The sequence below is a fragment of the Arthrobacter hankyongi genome (genome assembly GCF_022012395.1).
GTDB lineage: Bacteria > Actinomycetota > Actinomycetes > Actinomycetales > Micrococcaceae > Crystallibacter > Crystallibacter hankyongi.
This window is the reverse complement of sequence record NZ_JAKLTQ010000010.1, coordinates 55,292-72,824: the sequence shown is the minus strand read 5'-3', so window position 1 is coordinate 72,824 and position 17,533 is coordinate 55,292. Positions and strand designations below refer to the sequence as shown.

Below are 17,533 nucleotides of genomic sequence, written 5' to 3'. Positions count from 1 at the left end.
TGCTCGACCCGCCCGGCACTAAACAGGCATCATTGCACCTCGGCTGCCTGCCAATCACCTTCCATAGCATTACCGCTTAGGAACAGCGCTGGGGATGGGGCTCGTGGTCAACGCAGGTCAGAACAACGGCAGCGGCTCTCAAACGATAACGGCGCATATGACAGTAATTCCCCGGGGTCTGGACCTGCCCGCATTCGCATGCGCATACTATTGCGGGCAGTCCCAGTAATCCGCGGGGTGGAGCGGCTGCTATCCGATTTCGCCGGTGGGGTAAAGTTCGCGGAATTTCCAGTCGTGTTCCGGGATGATGATGTCCGCTTCTTTGCGGATGCGGTCGTATCCGTTCATGAGTTCGGGCAGGTCCCAGAATGATCCCATGGGCCAGTTGAGTTCCAGGTTCCGGTAGTTGTACATGACGTCGCTGGTCAGGCACACGGTCCCGGCGTCGGTTTCGACCATCACGACCATGCAGCCGGGGGTGTGGCCGCCGATCTTGACCAGCCGGACCGAATTGTTGATGCGGTGGTCTCCGTCGACGATCTGCAGCCGGTCGCGGACCGCGTCGATCTTGTAGCTGTATTCGGGGTAGTAGAACATGCAGAAGGACGGGGGTTCCTCGGCCTGGGGCAGTTCGTCCTTTTGGACGATGAAGGTGGCGTTGGGGAACAGTTCGTTGTTGCCGACGTGGTCGAAGTGCAGGTGGGTGAGGATGACGGTGTCGACGTCCTCCGGTGTAACCCCGTGCCGGGACAGTCCCTGGACGAGGTCCTGGCCGTCACTGCGGGAGGCGACGAAGTCGACGCCGTAGCGGCTCTGCATCTCGGAGACCTCGTCGATGTCCCCGAGTCCGGTATCGACGAGGATCACCTGGTCGGTTCCCTGGATCAGCCAGACGGGAACGGGCACCATGACGCCTTCGGTGATGTCGCCGTTGCGGCGCCGGATGTCGGTGCGCCAGCCGAAGGGGCGCCGTTCCTCCACGGGCAGGTCCGGGTGCGCTCCCGCGTTGAGCAGGGACACGGGCAGGGAGCTTTCCAGCTCCCCGGTCACGATGTGCTGGATCTTTACACTCACGGGTTTTCTCCTATGGTTGGCGGCGGTGAACGGCGGACTGCGGACCGCCGGGGATGACGCTCAGGCGTCGGCGGTTCCGGCGGCCGCTGCCACGGTGCCGGGCCCGGTGCGTGACCGGCCGGACGATTCCCGCATGACCAGCGTGACGGGCAGGACTTCCCGGTGGGGCTCCATCGCTGATTTGTGCTCGAGCGAATCCAGGAGGACTTCGACTGCGGCCGCTCCCAGTCCCGTGATGTCCTGACGGACGGAGGTGATGGACGGATGCGAACGCGCGGCCAGGGAGATGTCGTCGAACCCGACAACGGATACGTCCTCGGGGACGCGCAGACCGAGGGAGCGCAGTTCCTGGATGGCTGCGTGGGCCATCAGGTCGTTGATGGCGAAAACAGCCGTCATGTCCTTGTCCAGGATGTCGCGGCTATGCTGCCGGAAGGCTGCGGTTCCTCCCTCGATGGTCATCGTGCCGCGGCTGATTTCTGCCGACCCGCCGGCCCGGTTCCAGACGGACAGGAAACCCTCCACCCGCTGGGTGCTGCTGATCAAATGGGCTTCCCCGGCCAGGATCAGGGCCCGGCGGTGACCGTGAGCCAGCAGATGGTCGGCCACGAGGCGTCCGCCGGCGGTGTTGTCCGAGACGACCGCGACGGTCTGGGAGTCCTCGATCTCCTCGTCCACATGGACCAGCGGGATGGCTCCGAGCAGGCGCGTCAGTTCCCGGCCCGTCATCTCGGCCCCGGCGGCGTAGATAACCCCGTCCACGGCCCTGCCCCGGAGCATCTCCAGGTAGAGGACCTCGCGTTCGTGGTTAAATCCGGTGTTGCACAGCAGGATGTTGTAGCCGCGCGAACTGGCTATCTCTTCGGCTCCCTTGGCGAGCACCGCGAAAAACTCGTTGCCGATATCGGGCACGAGCAGCGCAATGATGCGCGTGGTGCCCAGGGCGAGGTTCTGCGCGGCACGGTGCGGCAGGTAGCCCAGCTCTGCCATGGCAGCTTCCACACGCCGGCGGACCTTGTCGCTGACCTTCCGCTTGCCGCTGATGGCATGGGAAACCGTGGTGGGGCTCACTCCGGCCAAGGAGGCAACATCGGCAATCGACACCATCCGGGTCCCCCTCCTTTCGGTTGCAGGCTGTTTGCAAACCGCTTTGCAAAACCTCTTGCCAAAGCGCTTTGCATAAACGTAGCGTAGCCCCCAACGACCTGCAAGACCTCCGGGTTCTCCCCGGAACACCGCAACGATTCAAGGATGATGATGATTAAAGCTCTGCTGGCCGGTGAGTCGTGGATCAGCAATTCGACCCACTACAAAGGCTTCGATTCGTTTACCAGCGTCACCTATCACACCGGGCATGCGCCGCTGGCGAAGGCCCTGGAAGGATCGGACATTGACCTGACGTTCATGCCCGGCCACGAGGTGCCCGAAAGCTTTCCCCGGGACATGGACGCCCTGAACCGGTTCGATGTCGTGATTCTTTCGGATATCGGCGCCAACAGCCTGCTCCTTCCCCTGAATACCTGGCTGTCATCGCAGCGGCATCCGGACCGGCTGGAGCTGCTGGCGGACTGGACCCTCAACGGCGGCGGGCTGGCCATGATGGGCGGGTACCTCAGCTTTCAGGGCATCGAGGCCAAGGCCTTCTACGCCGGATCGGCGGTTGAGCGGGTCCTTCCAGTGGAAATCTCGCGGTTCGATGACCGGGCCGAACGCCCTGCCGGGGTCCGTCCGGTCCTGCTCCGGGAACAGGCGCTGGGCCTGGATCTGTCCGTGCTGCCCGCAGGCCCGTGGCCGCATCTGCTCGGGTACAACAAGGTGGCCGCCAAGGCCGGGACCGAGGTGCTGGCCGAAATTGACGGAGACCCGCTGCTGGTCGTCGGCGGGGCCGGGCGGGGGCGCTCGGCGGCATGGACCAGCGATATTTCACCGCACTGGTGTCCTCAGGACTTTTCCGACTGGCACGGTTACCGCACGATCTTCACCTCGCTGATCACCTGGCTGGCCGGCGGCCACGGCACGCCGGTCCGGGAGGCTGCGGCACAGAAGGAGACCTCCCATGTATGAGGCCATCACCGCGGTTTCGGAACTGGCCGGGCGCAGGGACCGGTTCCGGGAGCGCATGCTTCGGGCCGGCTTTGACGCGGCGATCATCTCCTCGCCCCTGAGCATCCACTACCTGACCGGGGTGGATCTGGGCGGCTTCCTCTCGCCGCAGGCGCTGATCTTCTGTGCCGAAAAGGAACCGGTCCTGGTCGTGCGGGAAATCGAAATGACCTGGCAGGAGCACTGGGCGCAGCGGTCCTGGTGCAAGGCCTGGTCCTCCTACCGGGACGACCAGGATGCCCACCTGATCATCGGCGAAACGGCCAAACGGCTGATCGGAACCGGGGTGCGCCGGCTCGGGCTGGAGCTGAACCGGCCCACCATGAGCTATGACACCGTGCAGAAACTGCTCTCGGCCATCAGGCCCGAGGCCTTTGACTCGATTACCGAGACCATCGAGGGCATGCGCCGGATCAAATCCGCCACCGAGATCGGGTTCATGAAGGAAGCCGGGAAGATCGCCGCGTCCGGCGTCTACGCCCAGGCCGACGCCGTCCGGAACGGGGCCACGGACACCCAGGCGGTGTCGGCAGCGTTTGCGGCCATGCTCGAGGCCGGCGCGTCCCTGCTGGCCGACCCCCCGTCGCTGCCGGTGGGACCCGGGTCGGCCCGGGCCCACAGCCACTGGGACGGCAAGCAGCCGGCCGACGGCGACGTGGTCACCTTCTTCATGGCCGGCAGCTACGGGCGCTACCAGTGCCCGGTGGAACGGACCTTCGTCTACGGGCAGGACCGCGGCCGGTCCCAGGGCGTGATTGATGCCGTGGTTGAGGTCCAGTCGGAGATCCTGGGCTTCCTGAAGCCGGGCGTCGTCTCCTCCGAGGCGGACCACTTTGCCAAAAAGCTCTACGAGGCCCGGGGCCTGGAACAGTACCGGGTCTGCCGGCTCGGCTATTCCATCGGCATCGCCTACCCGCCGGGCTGGTGGGAGAACGAGATCGCCCAGATACGCCCGGGCAGCGACCTGGTCCTTGAACCCGGCATGACCTTCCACATCGTCCCGTGCCTGTGCGTCCCCGACGTCGGATTCGTCAACCGCAGCATGGCCGTGGCCATCACCGGGGACGGGTGCGAACCCCTGATCGACCTGCCGATCGATAAGCAGGTCCTGTGATGGCCCAGGTCATGGCCGAACGGGCAGCCACCTCCCGGCGACCCGCCGGTGCCTCCATCCGGATCCGGAATGCCCGGAAAAGCTACGGCACGACAACCGTGCTGGAGCACCTGGATCTGGACATCGAGGCCGGCGAGTTCGTCACCCTGCTCGGTCCCAGCGGATCCGGAAAATCAACCCTGCTCAACGCGATCGCCGGGCTGGAGAACCTCACCGGCGGCACCATCGAGGTCGACGGCCGGGACCTCACCCACGTGCCCGCCCACCGGCGGGGCTTTGGCATGGTCTTCCAGTCCTACGCCCTCTTCCCCCACCTCACGGTGGCCGAAAACGTGGGCTATCCGCTGCGGATCCGGCACCTGAACACCCGGAACCGGCGCGCCCGGGTCGAGAAGTACCTGCAGCTGGTCGCCCTGGACCATGTGGCCGACCGGCTGCCGTCCCAGCTCAGCGGCGGACAGCAGCAGCGGGTCTCCCTGGCCCGGGCCATGGTCTTCGAACCCCGTGTCCTGCTGATGGACGAACCCCTCGGCGCCCTGGACCGGAACCTGCGCCAAGCCCTGCAGTTCGAAATCCGCAAGCTGCAGCTCGAAGCCGGGTCAACGGTCATCTACGTCACCCACGACCATGACGAGGCCCTGTCCATGAGCGACAAGGTGGCGCTGCTCAACGGCGGCAGGATCGTGCAGGTGGCCGCCCCGCCGGAGCTGTACCGCAATCCCCGCAACGCCTACGTGGCCGCCGCGTTCGGTGAAACCAGCCTGCTCGAATGCACCGTGCTCCCCGGGGCCGGCTGGCTCGAGGCGAAGCTGGCGCACGGCGGACAGGCCCTGCGCCTGCCCGCCACGCCCGACCACACCTGCACCGACGGTGACGGTTTCCTGGCCGTCCGGCCGGAAATGGCCGCCGTCACCGGCCCGGACGATCCGCATCGGCACCTGCTCGGCTCGCTCACGGCAGTCGCGTTCATGGGCGGCATCTGGCGGTGCGAGGTACGCATCGGGGACGAAACCCTCATCGCCACGGCCCCCTCCGGAAGGGCCCTGGGCTACCGGCCCGGGCAGGAGATCGGACTGACCCTTGACCTTGATTCACTGCGACTCGTAGCCGCCTAGGCTCCGGTTCCCTCACAGAAGGAATGGTTATGAAACGAATGACATGGGCGAGCATCGCCATCGCCGCCTCCGCCGGCCTGGTCCTGGCCGGATGCGGCGCCCCCGCCTCCGGCAGCGGCTCCACCGAGACCCAGACGGTCACCGTGGTCGACGGCGGCGGCGCCTACCACGACGCCATGGCCAAGGCCGTGTACGAACCCTTTGAGAAGGAAACCGGCATCAAGGTCGTTTCCCAGAGCTACGACTACTCCCAGGGCGCCATCAAGGCCCAGGTCCAGGGAGCCAAGCAGTGGGACGTCGTCTCGACCTCCACCGCACTGGCCGATAATGCAGCCGCCGATCTCTACCAGCCGATCGACTACACCGTCGTGGACAAGAACGGCTTCTCCGAGGCCGACGCCTCCAAATACTTCCTCTGGTCGGTGTACTCCGCCAACGTGCTGGCCTGGAACACCGAGTCGATCAAGACCGCCCCCACCTCATGGGCCGATCTCTGGGACACCGCGAAGTTCCCCGGTCCCCGCGGCCTGTGGAACAGCCCCCAGTCCGTGCTGGAGATCGCCCTGCTGGCCGACGGGGTCAGCTGGGACAAGATGTACCCGCTGGACGTGGACCGTGCCTTCAAAAAACTCGACGAACTCAAGGCAAAGACCAACATCGTCTGGTACGACTCCGGCGCCCAGCAGACCCAGAACTTCTCCAGCGGCACCTCCGTCATCGGCGAGGGATGGAACGGACGCATCGCCTCCTCCCGGAAGCAGGGCCAGCCGGTGGACTACACCATCAAGGGAGCCCTCTCGGGCGGAACGGCCTGGGCGGTGCTGAAGACGGCACCGAACCAGGAAAATGCCATGAAGTTCATGAACTACGCCGCCAGCGCCCAGGCCGGGGCCGCCCTGGCCGAGGCCTTCCCCGGCATGTCGCCGGCCAATGACAAGGCCTACCCGATGATCCCGGAAAACATCGCGAAGAACCTGGAATCAAACCCGGCCAATAAAGACGTAGTGGCCGGCAACATGGATGCCCAGTGGTGGGCAGCAAACTATGACGCCGTCTATGACCGCTGGCAGAAGTGGTACTCGGCCAAGTGATGCGCACACCCAAAAAGCCGTCGGTGGGATGGGCGGCCATCCCACCGACGCTCTTCCTGCTCCTGTTCTTCATCCTGCCGCTGTTCTACATGGTCCGGCAGAGCCTGTGGCTGCCGGAGCTCACCGCCGAAAAATACGCCGAGTCCGTCACCAACCCCGCCTACACCGGCGGGTTGAAGAACTCCCTCGTGCTCGCCCTGTACGCCACGCTCTACACGACCGTGCTGGGCCTGTTCCTGGTCTATGCCATGGACCGCTGGGGAAAGAAATGGCAGGCCGTGATCAGCATCTTCCTGCTCATTCCACTGGTCACCAACGGCGAACTGGTCAGGGTCCTGGCCTGGATGATCGGCCTCAGCCCGACCGGCCCCATCACCGCCGGCGCCAGATTCCTCGGCTTCCTTGACCCGGGCCAGGGACTGGCCCCCGGTCTGGGGGCCGTGGTGCTCGGCCTGGTCCACATACTCCTGCCATTCTTCGTGTTCGTCGTGTATTCGACCACCCGGGGCTCCGATGCCAGGATCGAACAGGCCGCCGTGCTCATGGGCGCCAACCGGTTCCAGGCATTCCTCTACGCCGTTCTGCCGGCCGCGGTGCCGGGGATTCTGGCGGGCATGCTGCTCGCGTTCATGATGACACTGGGCTACTACGCCACGCCCGCCCTGCTGGGAAACCCCCAGGACACGGTGCTGCCGGTGCTGATTGCCAACCAGATCAAGCTGCTGGGAGATTACGGCCAGGCCGCCGCGCTGGGCATGCTGCTGCTGGGAGTGATCCTGCTGTTCCTCTTCGCCCTGAACAGACTCGGCGTCATGCAAAGCCTCTACGGCGCTCCCGCCCACCGGGATGCCGCCAGGACCGGCCAGTCCCGCCTGAGCCTGTACTGGTGCACGCTGGTCTGTTCCTCCCCCGTTCAGCGGGTAACCTCGTTCATCAGCGGCACCAGGGCCTTCACCTGGGCCGGCTACGTGCTCTCCCGCACCACCGTCGTGCTGCTGCTGGTGTTCCTCACCATCCCGCTCGTGATCTCCCTGGGGGCCAGCTTCACCACCACCGAACTGCTGACGTTCCCGCCGCAGGGCTTCTCCCTGCGCTGGTACAAGACCTTCCTCTCCGACCAGGTGTGGACCACCAGCGCCCTGAACAGCCTGCTCATCGCGCTCATCAGCGCAGTCGTGTCGGTAGTGTTCGGCGCCCTCGCCGCGGCGGCCCTCACCCGCGGAAAGTTCAAAGGCAAGGGCGCACTGTTCGCGCTGCTCATCGCGCCGCTGGTCATTCCCTGGATCGTCCCGGCCCTGGGCCTGTACTTCGAAAGCGTGTCGCTGGGCGTGGCCTTTACCTACGCGGGAATCTCCATCGGCCACGTCGTGCTCGCCCTGCCCTACAGCACCCTGGTCATCAGCACCGCACTGCGGGGATTCGACTGGCGCCTTGACCTTGCGGCACGGATGAGTGGGGCGTCCCTGGGCCGGCGGATCATCGACATCTACATCCCGCTGCTCAGGCCCGCCATGTTTTCGGCCTTCCTGTTCTCGTTCCTGACCTCGTTCACCGAATTCGTCTTCGCCTTCTTCATGAGCGACGTCCGGCTCAAGACCCTTCCGGTGCAGATGTGGGAAGGCCTCACGTTCAACGTAACGCCGACCGTGGCAGCCGCCGGAGGCATCTTCACGGCCCTGGCGCTGGCCGCCATGATGGCCGCGGGCATCTGGCAGTTCCTGTCCGCCCGGCGGCTCACCGCCCAAACCATCGGAAATACAAAAACAGTACCTTTCCCCGACAGGCCCCGGGACGGCGGAATGCAAGAACACGCCCCGGAACAGCCCGCGCTCCGCTCCTCCTGACCGGAAACCACCGCCCCACGACGAATACGGAGTACAAATGCACGAGGCAGCCATCCCGCCAGCCGTGCTGGTCATCGGATCCCTCAACATGGACCTGTCGGTCCGTACGTCCAGGCTCCCCAGCCCGGGTGAGACAGTGCAGGGCGGGCAGCTGAGGATGGCCCCGGGCGGAAAGGGCGCAAACCAGGCAACCGCCGCCCGGCTCCTGGGCTGCCCGGTCTCAATTGTCGGAGCAGTCGGGGACGACGACCACGGGGCATCCCTGACCGCCGCAGCCCAAAGGCACGGTATCGATACCTCCCATGTGAGCATCATGCCGGAAACCGCCACCGGATCCGCGCTGATCGCCATCGATGACCGCGGCGAAAACACCATCATTGTCTCCCCGGGCGCCAACGCCCGGCTGCTCCCCTCCCATGTCCTCAAGGCCGAAGACCTCTTCGCGGATGCGGCAGTGCTGTGCCTGTCCCTGGAGATTCCCATGCCCACCGTCCAGGCAGCGGCCCGGACGGGCAAAACCCAGGGCACAACGGTCATCCTGAACCTCTCGCCCTACACCGAAGTCCCGCAGGATCTGCTCCGGGACACCGACATCCTGCTCGTGAACCGCCACGAGGCATCCAACCTGCTCAAACATCCGCTCCCCGAACACCCCGACTGGAACACCGTGCAGCAGGAATTCCGCCGGCTGGGCCTGCCCCGGGCCATCGTCACCCTCGGCCCCCAAGGTGCCGCCGTGCTTGATTCCACCGGAGAAGGCCGACCGGTCATCGTCGAACCGGTACCCGTCGAAGCCATCGATACCACAGGCTGCGGAGACGCATTTTTCGGAGCAATCGCCAGCCGGCTCGCCGCCGGCACGACACTGCAGGAGGCCGCCGTCTTCGCCGTCAGGGCCGCCGCCCTCGCCGCAACCCGTGAAGGCACCCAGACCTCCTATCCGACCCTGGTCCAGGTCCTGTCACAAGACATCCCCTCCGCTCCCGGCTCACCAACCTCCTGACCGGGCTTTGCCACATGCAGCCGCCCTGCTTCCGAAGCCAGTCCGGAGCAGCGAAGCCCTCTGCCTGAGCCCTGTTGTCACCGCGCCCGCCCACGACTATCCCATCTGAACACCGCCCGGACATGCGATCAGACCTGGAACGCCGATAACAGCGCATATGACAAGTATTCCCGAGGTTTCCTGCCGGCTTTTGCCGTTTGCGGCTCTTCGGCTACCTCGACGGGTCTTGCCTGGAGAGGTCGGGAACACGTTCTATGCTGATCAAGCCAACTGCGACCTGGAGGTAGGAACCACATAGCGAGAGTCTCCATCAGGCCCAGGGCGCTTCAGTGAATTCAGTTAAGGGGTCGGGGAGCCGGATGTCGGGCGACATTAAATACGAGTACATGTCCGTCCGGGCAGTGCGCGGCATGGAGAACCGCGCGATTGCCAAGGCGCAGAAAGAGAGCGGCTGGGAACTCGTAGACCAGGCCCAGGGCACTCTGCAGACCACGCTGAACTTCCGGCGCGTAAAGCCCGAGACGTTCCTGTCGAAGGCATGGTACGTGTTCCGGGGTCTCGCCCCCGCGAAGCAACGGACCCTCGCGGGAGCGGCGGCCGTTCTCTTGCTCTTGGCTGCCGGCGGCATCGGAATCGCCGCCGCCCAGAACAGGGGCGAGACCAGTGCCGAGAGCACCGCTACTGAGTCGGCCGAGGCTAAGTCGACCGAGGCGGTGACCGTGGACGAGGCACCCGCCCCGTCGCCTACTCCGACCCCGTCTGAAGGAACCGACCAGGTCATCACCGCCAAGAACAGCAAGGAGTTCGCGGCGCTCTTGAAGGCCGACTCCTGCGATCCCTCGATGGCGGATTTCGCGGCTAAGTACGAGGGCCGGGAAATCAAGTTCGACGGTTCCATCGTGAACATGCAAAATCACGCGGAATACAAGACCCGGTATGACATCCTTCTCGGCCCGGGCAACGCGGGGCCGGAAACCGCCGTGGGCCCAGCGTTCAGGTACGAGGACGTGAGCATGTTCGACCTCAACTTCACCGGCAAGAACATCCCGTCCTACGTGGGCGCAGGCGACAAATTCCGGGTGACCGCTGAAGTCGGCGAGTATAGCCCCGGCCAGTGCTGGTTCTCCCTCACCCCGGTCTCGACCACAGCCCGGTAGACCCTACGGTCCTCAGCCCCGGACGGGCACAGAAAGACCGTCTGCGTCGGGACCGGACGCCTTGGCCCTCGACAATGCGCGGTCAGCGGCAGGAGGCGCCGTAGAGCTTGAGGACGTAGTCCAGATCCGGGTCGCGGGGGTGGATTTCGTCCTCGGCGATGATCTCCACGAGTTCGGGGCCGAGGCCGTCGTCGGTGCGGCGCATCCACCAGGCCCAGCAGGTGCCGCCGCCGAATTTGGAGTGGAACCGGACGCCGGCGGCATAGCTGCCGTCGTCCAGGACCTGTTCGCGGATCCATTGGGCGATGAGCGTGGTGGCTTCACGGTTCTCCCCGGTCAGGGCACCCAGGGTGATCTGCGGGATGTTCAGTTCCTCGTCGAAGGCCGGTCCGAGGTGGCGGTTCAGGGCCGCGACGGACTCGGCCGCCGTCAGGTCAACCCAGGAAGCGGGGCCGTCCATGCGCAGCCGGTACATCAGCCGCCCCTCGCGCCAGCTGGCCGGCAGCCAGCCAGGCACCATGTTGCCGTTGCGGGTCCAGTCCTCCTCGACCAGCGCCTGCGCCTCGGCCTCGGGGATGCCGAACTGGGCGGCGGCGAAGGATACCGCGGAGCGGAACCGGTTCCCGACCCGGGTGATGGACAGGGTCTCGGCATACGCGGTGCGCCTATCCCCAGCCAGATAGATGGTGCTGCCCGGGGTGTCGAAGCGCGACCAGCCGGACCGGTCGGCGCCCGGGGAAGCGGGCCTCGGCCGCGGGCTGACCGGCCCGTAGGAGCTCTTGGCGATCCGGTACCCCTCCAGCCGGGTGTCGACCAGGGCCAGTCCCGTCGCGGTGCAGGTGCGCCTCAACCGGCGAACCGGTCATCGGTCATGGCCGCGGCGGCGTCCATGACCTTTTTGGCCTCGAGCCGGCTGATGGCCTCGATCGGGGAGATCTCCCCCAGCCACGGGTTGGCCCCGACAAACCACAAACGGGCCACGTGCTCCCCCTCCACGCTCGAGACCGCAGTCCAGGCCCGGTGGGCAAGCATCAGGCGCGCCTGGGCCTCGGGCTTGGGTTCGGGCCCGTCGGTCCGGGCCCACTTGTAGCTGATCTTCGGGTCCCTGGCCCCGGCCAGGGCCGCAACCAGGGTGGCACCAAGGGCACCGTTCAGCTGGCGGACGATCTCCCGGATGCCCAACCGCGCGGTGCCCGCATGGGCGGCACCGATCCCGGTGGAAATACTCACGGTCCTCACGCTCCCCTTCTCCGTCATCTCCACCCTACGCGCCGCGGAACAGGAAATCCACGAAAAATCCACTCATTGTCTGCCCACTCCGACTCCTCCGGGACAACGGCCACGCGCTGACCGGGCTCATGCTTCCAGCCATGCAGAACACTTCCATATGTGTCACCAACGCTCCTAACAGGCTCTGCCTGCTCATCTCATCTCCGGAAAGATGGTTCCCCGCAATGCAGATAAATCCATCCGGAGGCCGTTGAACCCATCGCGGCCGAAATTCCCAACTGCGCGTCCACAGCGGCCAGGGGCTGTTCAGGGAGACAGATGCTTAGGCGTCCCACCACGCGGGTGATTCTTGGCCGTGTCTTCGATGCACCACTGGCACGCTGTCGGGCTCGATCTATTTGATCTGCTACACATGTGTACACGCTCGGACGCAGTCCGCATCCTCGGACTCCTGACCTACGCTTGTGGACGGAAACAGGGGGTGTCTCCCACCGCCTGAGCCCGCCAACACGGAAGGGCCGGGACCGACCGCCGATTGTCGTAGATAAGTTGCCGTCTTCAAAAATGAACAGGAACGGTTTCGTATTCCGAAGCCCGGTATCTTGCAGTGGGCCGAGCTTGCCGGCCTGGCCGCCGAGTAAATGGACTTCTAGCATCATCCGGTCATGCATACCACCCGGGATCCGGTGCAGGTGTCGATCCGCTCTCCTGCCGCAAGCGTATTGTCGGAACCGATAAGCAGGCCCCTGCAACCATGACGGCTGCCGGGGCCTGCTGCATTCGGAGTCCGTCTCAAGAACCGACCGGACGTCCCTTGGGGACAGCGCCGGGGTCCGCGTCGAAGCGTTCGCCGTCGTTGTACTTCTCTTCCAGCTCGGCGCACATCTTGTCCACGGCGGCGCAGATGAACTCCGACATGGTCAGGTACTTCGTCAGGTGCCGTGTGGCGTTGTAGGTCGAGCGCATCCTGTCCCCGGAGCCCACGGGCTGGTGGAAGCTGGTCTTCTTCGACTTCGGGGGTGCCGGCTGTTCCGGGACGGCCGCCGGCGCCTGGGCGGTCACCGGCTGTTCGTACTGCGGGACAGCTGCCGGGAAGGGCTGCTGAACCGGCGCGGCCACGGGCGGGGCATACTGCGGGACCGGGGCCTGGACCGGCTGCAGGTATCCCGCAGCCGCTGGCTGGATGGGCTGGGCCGGCGGCAGGTGTGCTCCGGCAATTGCCGCAGCGTCGTACTGTCCGCTCGGAGACACTTTGGCCGGGACGTCGACCTGGGAGTGCGGCGGGGCCTGGACCGGCTGCGGCGACGGTCGCGTTGGAGCCTGTTCCTCGCGGGCCTGGGGGGTTTCCGGTCCCGGACGCAGCGCCTCTGGGCCCGGGACCGGTGGGCTCTCGGCAAGGACCGTAGCGGAGACGGAGGGCGCCGGTTCGGAGGCAGGGGCAGCATTGGATGCCGGTGCCGCAGCGGGTGCCGCGTCGGCGGCCTGGACGGGCGGCTGCGGGGCAGGTACGACGGCGGCAGGCTGCTCGGGCTGCGGGGAGCTGATCATCTCGGCGACCACGCTGGATCCGGCAGCCTTCTTCAGGCCGCCGCGTTTGAACTTGGCCAGCGGGTTGTCACTGCCGCCGCGGGCCACAGGCGGTTGGGCCGGGCTCACAGCTGGACTCCATCCCAGATCGTCCGGGCCAGCTTCTCCAGGTCGTTACGCAACGCATTGGCTGCAAAGCCGTAGCTGCTCAGCGGTACTGCGGCCGCCTGTGCCTTGGAGAACAACTCCCTGTCCGGCAGTGGCGGGTCCAATACCAAATCGCCCCACTTTTCGTGGACCTGTTCGATCCAGTGCATCTGGTCGCTGCGGCCCCTGCGCACCTTGTTAATGACCACACCGGCGGGGACCAGGTCCTCGTTCAGGTTCTCCTGGACCTCGCCGATGGTGGTCGCGATTTCGTTGAGGCCTTCCACGGAGGACACGCGAGGTTCGGTCACCAGCAGCGCGTGCGTGGCTGCGGTCAGGGCGTTCACGGTCAACAGGCCCAGCGACGGCGGGCAGTCGATCAGGACAATGTCGAATTCGTCAACCATGCCCTTCAGCGCAGTGCGCAGGCGCCGCTCTCGGGCGATCATCGAATCCCGTTCGCGCGTTGCGAGGTTTCGTTCCGCGGCGATCAGGTGCAGGGCCGGGAAGGACTCATCCCGGGCCAACCGGGGCTGCCAGGCGTCGCCGGCAAGCATGACGGCCTCAGCGGCCACTCCGGGCATGATCTTCTGGTTGTTGTCCGGGTCGCCCGCCAGGACATCGTTCAGGGTGAACTCCGGCTGCTCGACCCCCAAGGCCGAGGTTACGTTGTACTGCGGATCAGCATCGACCACCAGGACGCGCAGCTCGAGCACTTGGGAGAACATTTCGGCCAGTCCGGTCACTAGCGTGGTCTTCCCGACCCCGCCCTTCTGGTTGCAGATGGCGACGATTTTTGCCGGCATGGTTTCAGTACCTTCCATAGCCAAATTCTGGTTTCAGGGTGCGGAAAGCTCACCTCTGCCGAGAGAGCGTCGAGCCAGCACCGACTGCCCTTAACCCTAGCTGTGCTCCCCGCGCATGCCCGGAAGACACGCCTGCGACACACCCCTTTTCTTCCAATGGTGTAAATGCTTCCTTTAATGGCATTACATCCATTGGCGGTGTTGCTTCCACACATGGGCTGGCGACAAGGCGGGCATGTCGCCCGTCGCCTCTGGCGGCGAACCGCCTGTGGCTCCATTGCCTCCGTTTCCTCCATTACTTCCCAACCCTCTGGTGAATGCGTTGGAAGAAATGGAACCATTGACGCCGGTGGTCCCGGCGGACGGGGCAGCAAAGCCATTAAAGGAACCATTGGAGGCAACACAGCCCAGCTCGGTGATGCATCCTTGGCTCGGACTGCATCGACAGCAGCTCGCGTCTGGTTGTGCCGAGGGCCCGACCGGCTCCAGTGTCGTTGCCGGCAATGGCGGCAACGGTTCCTTTGCTTCCCGCCCGGCCGGCTCGCTGTCGGGCAACGGTATAGGATGCATTGCGGGCATTGGAAGCAATGGCTCCAATGCCCGCACTGCGCGTATTGGAACTAACGGATCAATTTCCAGGCCTAGGATCATGTGGGCATCCAGTTCGTCCGACCGAATCAACTGCCGCGAAGAAGCAAAGGAGTAAATGCTTCCATTGCCGTTGTGACCGCAGAAACTCCAAAGACTTATGGATGGAAGCAATGGAAGCATTAGGGACATTGCCAGCGACGCCTCGGCGAAGAGGAGCAAGGACAACGCAGACCGATATGGCAGTAAGTCCATTAAAGGAAGCTTTTAAGGCAACACCTCCAATGCTGTCATTGTTTCCATGGTGTCCGTTCCGCCAACACAAGCCCGGCCGCGCAAGTCACCTGGGTTCAGCTACTCGGCTCGGTTGCGGGCTCTGGAGGTAAAGGTTCCTTAAGTTCCTCCCTGCCCGATCCACTGCTGTCGGCCGACCCCGTGGCATGCATTACCTGAATTGAAACTAACGGTTCCCTTACTGGCTTTGCGTCTCAAGGAATCAATGGATCTATTTTGTGACCTTGGGGTAAGGCGTAAACGTCACGCTGTATCGTCATCCCTGGAAGCAATGGAGTCAATACTTCCATTACCAGCCAGGCGTGGCACCTCGGGGCTGCCTCGCGGACGCAATGGAACCATTGGAGGCAAAACCGGTAATGACAGCATTCCAGCATTAACAGCTATTCTTCCAAGGCCTCCACCCATAGGCGCGCGTGTAGCGGCCGGCCAAGAACCAAAAGCCAGTAATGGCACCATTACTTCCTTGGCTGGTTCCTACCCGACCCGACTGTTGTGTGATTCCGTTTCAGGAGTGCACGCGTCCAGGCCGTCGGACGGCGGGCCCGCTTCCAACGAAGATAATGGAACCATTACTGCCACTGGCGCCAGCGGTTGTGGCGGATGCTGCCAAGGGTCTAAGACGCCCGAATCATTCCCAGCTTTGCCCGTATTGCCTTCAATGGTTCCATTTTTCCGCGACGGATAGCCGGATCCAATGGTTCTATTGATTTCATTACTGCCGTTCGCTCTGAGGAAATTCCGTCACCTTCTGCAGTCCGTGCGTTCAGGGGCAATAGCGGTGTCGGGGACGCAAGCCTGCCAGCCACGACTTTCAGTGCCAGGTGAGCGTGCCGTTCCGCCGGCCGGGTCTGAACGATCTGCCCGGACGCCGGCATCAGCGGCCAGACGGTAGGGGAGTGGTGAGTGGGACCCTTATATTCCGGGCAGGACAGGTAGTGCGCGGGGGGCTTGGGTGGCCTCGCCGGTTCGGACGCGACAGTGAGCTGCTGCTGTGGCGCACATGCTTGCTTAGCCCCGTGGCTCCCGAGAAGTCGCTTGTGGCACGTTCGAATGCGTGCACGACTTAGCCGGATCGGAAGTACGACCGGGTGTCTCCGGGGCACCCGCAGCTTTACGGGCATTCTCTCTTTACGTGACGCGTCCAGATTTGTCCCGGGCTTCCCGCCCAACTCAATGTCTCCAACCACTCCGAGCTCTGTCCGGATCGGCTGCGCTCGGGGCACTCAGCAGCTTCGGCGGACAGCCGGCGCGGCTAAACGATACCCTTCCTCGGAGGAACTGGCAGGCATCTTCGATGCCGATCTGGAGCCTTGCCCCGTCGTAGTGCCGCCGGACCAAAAAGCCGGACGTATAGACCGAAGGTTTAGACGGTGTGCTGCTGCATCGTCCGCGGCGAAGCAACTGCTGTGCGGATAGGGGATCCCGCTCCGGCTGACGATACCGGGTGCTCCGGTTCGAACAAATGCTGGTACTCCTGCCGGCACCGCCGCAGCTGGCCATAACCGATGGATACCACCGGTTGCCGAACCGGACCAATCCGGTAGGGGAGTGCGCCAACGGAACCTCAAGGGGGAGCCTGGCAAGGCGCTGTCATTGCCAGGCGAACCGGTCCGAGGGTAGCCACACGAGATCCACATAGAAGCAGGATGGGTGGTGCCCTGGGTGAGACTGGGACAGAATCGGACGTCGGAGCGGCCCCACGTGACTTGGCAGTGTTCTCCATGATCGGATGTGAGCAGGGTAAGCACGGTGAAGCAGCCACAGTGGATGCCGGCGGTTTAGGCTAGCCTGAATGACCCGGCACTCCCGCATGGCGTGATGGCGTGCCGAAGTTGGCGTGTGCTGCATCCTTCCTGCTGCCGGCTCTAGCAGGCCAAGGCCGTGCCGGGCACCAATGGTCCGGGCGACAGTATCGGTGCACAGCGGGGACACACCCCCTTTAGGGGCATGACAAAACCGACGCGCCGGTCATCTCCCCTTGATACGCCCACACCCGTGTGTAGAGTTGGGGGCATAGCAGAGGGACCCTCCACGGGGTCAGCTATAGAGCAGCTCCCGGCCGGGAGCTGCTTGGAAGCTCTTCACCTGGTAGCCGGGAAGCAGTAGGTGTAGAGCTGGAGGCGTCATCGGAAGGCCTGCCTCGTGCAGGCCTTCCCGTGCTTAAGTGGCCTTGGGCCCGATAGGCAGCCCCTCCTGAGTCTGATCCACGTGTTCGCTCCGGAGCTTCTCGGTCAGGACAGCTGCCACGTACTCGCTGACAGTCAAGCCGTGCACGGCCGCGGCGGCGACCAACAGGTCGTGGTCCGCTACGGGCACACGGGTTCCAACGAAGCGGCGTTCGCCTTTGCTTCGCTGGCCGCATCCGCGGTTTCCTGGCGCAGCCATGTGGCCCCTGTCCTACTTATCCCACGCGGGTGCCTGGGCCATTCCGGAGTCC

The 17,533-nt window shown here is 64.7% G+C and carries 14 protein-coding genes; 7 read left to right on the top strand and 7 right to left on the bottom strand.

Annotated features, from left to right (window positions below; genetic code table 11):
• Positions 1–249: 249 nt before the first annotated feature.
• Complete coding sequence (locus tag LVY72_RS14070) at positions 250–1,074, bottom strand: N-acyl homoserine lactonase family protein (RefSeq protein ID WP_237821922.1); 825 nt, start codon at positions 1,072–1,074, stop codon at positions 250–252.
• Between the two features lie 60 nt (positions 1,075–1,134).
• Positions 1,135–2,181, bottom strand: coding sequence for a LacI family DNA-binding transcriptional regulator (locus LVY72_RS14065; RefSeq protein ID WP_237821920.1), 1,047 nt, complete (start codon positions 2,179–2,181; stop codon positions 1,135–1,137).
• A 144-nt stretch (positions 2,182–2,325) separates the two neighbouring features.
• Between LVY72_RS14065 and LVY72_RS14060 the strand changes: the two genes are divergently transcribed.
• The 7 genes from LVY72_RS14060 to LVY72_RS14030 all read left to right on the top strand — a co-directional run bounded on the left by LVY72_RS14060 (position 2,326) and on the right by LVY72_RS14030 (position 10,501).
• On the top strand, positions 2,326–3,138 hold the full coding sequence (locus tag LVY72_RS14060) for a glutamine amidotransferase (RefSeq protein WP_237821918.1): 813 nt from the start codon (positions 2,326–2,328) through the stop codon (positions 3,136–3,138).
• A complete protein-coding gene (locus LVY72_RS14055) occupies positions 3,131–4,291 on the top strand; it encodes a M24 family metallopeptidase (RefSeq protein ID WP_237821916.1) in 1,161 nt (386 codons plus the stop codon). Before LVY72_RS14060 ends, LVY72_RS14055 begins: the two co-directional genes overlap by 8 nt.
• Positions 4,291–5,406, top strand: a complete 1,116-nt coding sequence (locus LVY72_RS14050) for an ABC transporter ATP-binding protein (RefSeq protein ID WP_237821913.1) — start codon at positions 4,291–4,293, stop codon at positions 5,404–5,406. The genes LVY72_RS14055 and LVY72_RS14050 overlap by 1 nt, the downstream gene beginning before the upstream one ends.
• A gap of 29 nt (positions 5,407–5,435) precedes the next feature.
• Positions 5,436–6,497 (top strand): ABC transporter substrate-binding protein, encoded by a 1,062-nt coding sequence (locus LVY72_RS14045; protein ID WP_237821911.1) that lies wholly within the window; start codon positions 5,436–5,438, stop codon positions 6,495–6,497.
• Positions 6,497–8,341, top strand: a complete 1,845-nt coding sequence (locus tag LVY72_RS14040) for an ABC transporter permease subunit (RefSeq protein ID WP_237821909.1) — start codon at positions 6,497–6,499, stop codon at positions 8,339–8,341. The genes LVY72_RS14045 and LVY72_RS14040 overlap by 1 nt, the downstream gene beginning before the upstream one ends.
• A gap of 37 nt (positions 8,342–8,378) precedes the next feature.
• A complete protein-coding gene (locus LVY72_RS14035) occupies positions 8,379–9,344 on the top strand; it encodes a ribokinase (RefSeq protein WP_237821907.1) in 966 nt (321 codons plus the stop codon).
• Between the two features lie 359 nt (positions 9,345–9,703).
• A complete protein-coding gene (locus LVY72_RS14030; RefSeq protein ID WP_237821905.1) occupies positions 9,704–10,501 on the top strand; it encodes a DUF4839 domain-containing protein in 798 nt (265 codons plus the stop codon).
• A gap of 82 nt (positions 10,502–10,583) precedes the next feature.
• Here the strand turns inward: LVY72_RS14030 and LVY72_RS14025 are convergent, their stop codons facing one another.
• The 5 genes from LVY72_RS14025 to LVY72_RS14005 form a co-directional block, all read right to left on the bottom strand.
• A complete protein-coding gene (locus LVY72_RS14025; protein WP_237821903.1) occupies positions 10,584–11,351 on the bottom strand; it encodes an RES domain-containing protein in 768 nt (255 codons plus the stop codon).
• The gene (locus LVY72_RS14020) at positions 11,348–11,731 is read right to left on the bottom strand and encodes a hypothetical protein (RefSeq protein WP_237821901.1); all 384 of its coding nucleotides are present in this window, start codon (positions 11,729–11,731) and stop codon (positions 11,348–11,350) included. The genes LVY72_RS14025 and LVY72_RS14020 overlap by 4 nt, the downstream gene beginning before the upstream one ends.
• A gap of 792 nt (positions 11,732–12,523) precedes the next feature.
• A complete protein-coding gene (locus tag LVY72_RS24730) occupies positions 12,524–13,387 on the bottom strand; it encodes a ParB family protein (protein WP_237821899.1) in 864 nt (287 codons plus the stop codon).
• Complete coding sequence (locus LVY72_RS14010; protein ID WP_237821897.1) at positions 13,384–14,229, bottom strand: ParA family protein; 846 nt, start codon at positions 14,227–14,229, stop codon at positions 13,384–13,386. Before LVY72_RS14010 ends, LVY72_RS24730 begins: the two co-directional genes overlap by 4 nt.
• 3,027 nt (positions 14,230–17,256) lie before the next feature.
• Entirely contained in the window at positions 17,257–17,412 is a 156-nt protein-coding gene (locus tag LVY72_RS14005) for a hypothetical protein (RefSeq protein WP_237821895.1), read from the bottom strand.
• Between the last annotated feature and the right edge of the window lie 121 nt (positions 17,413–17,533).

Bases quoted from the DNA above. Each gene is read 5' to 3' on its own strand.
- LVY72_RS14055 (WP_237821916.1), top strand. From the start codon at position 3,131: ATGTATGAGGCCATCACCGCGGTTTCGGAACTGGCCGGGCGCAGGGAC.
- LVY72_RS14050 (WP_237821913.1), top strand. From the start codon at position 4,291: ATGGCCCAGGTCATGGCCGAACGGGCAGCCACCTCCCGGCGACCCGCC.
- LVY72_RS14035 (WP_237821907.1), top strand. From the start codon at position 8,379: ATGCACGAGGCAGCCATCCCGCCAGCCGTGCTGGTCATCGGATCCCTC.
- LVY72_RS14065 (WP_237821920.1), bottom strand. From the start codon at position 2,181: ATGGTGTCGATTGCCGATGTTGCCTCCTTGGCCGGAGTGAGCCCCACC.
- LVY72_RS14010 (WP_237821897.1), bottom strand. From the start codon at position 14,229: ATGGAAGGTACTGAAACCATGCCGGCAAAAATCGTCGCCATCTGCAAC.
- LVY72_RS14060 (WP_237821918.1), top strand. From the start codon at position 2,326: ATGATGATGATTAAAGCTCTGCTGGCCGGTGAGTCGTGGATCAGCAAT.
- LVY72_RS14045 (WP_237821911.1), top strand. From the start codon at position 5,436: ATGAAACGAATGACATGGGCGAGCATCGCCATCGCCGCCTCCGCCGGC.
- LVY72_RS14030 (WP_237821905.1), top strand. From the start codon at position 9,704: ATGTCGGGCGACATTAAATACGAGTACATGTCCGTCCGGGCAGTGCGC.
- LVY72_RS14040 (WP_237821909.1), top strand. From the start codon at position 6,497: ATGCGCACACCCAAAAAGCCGTCGGTGGGATGGGCGGCCATCCCACCG.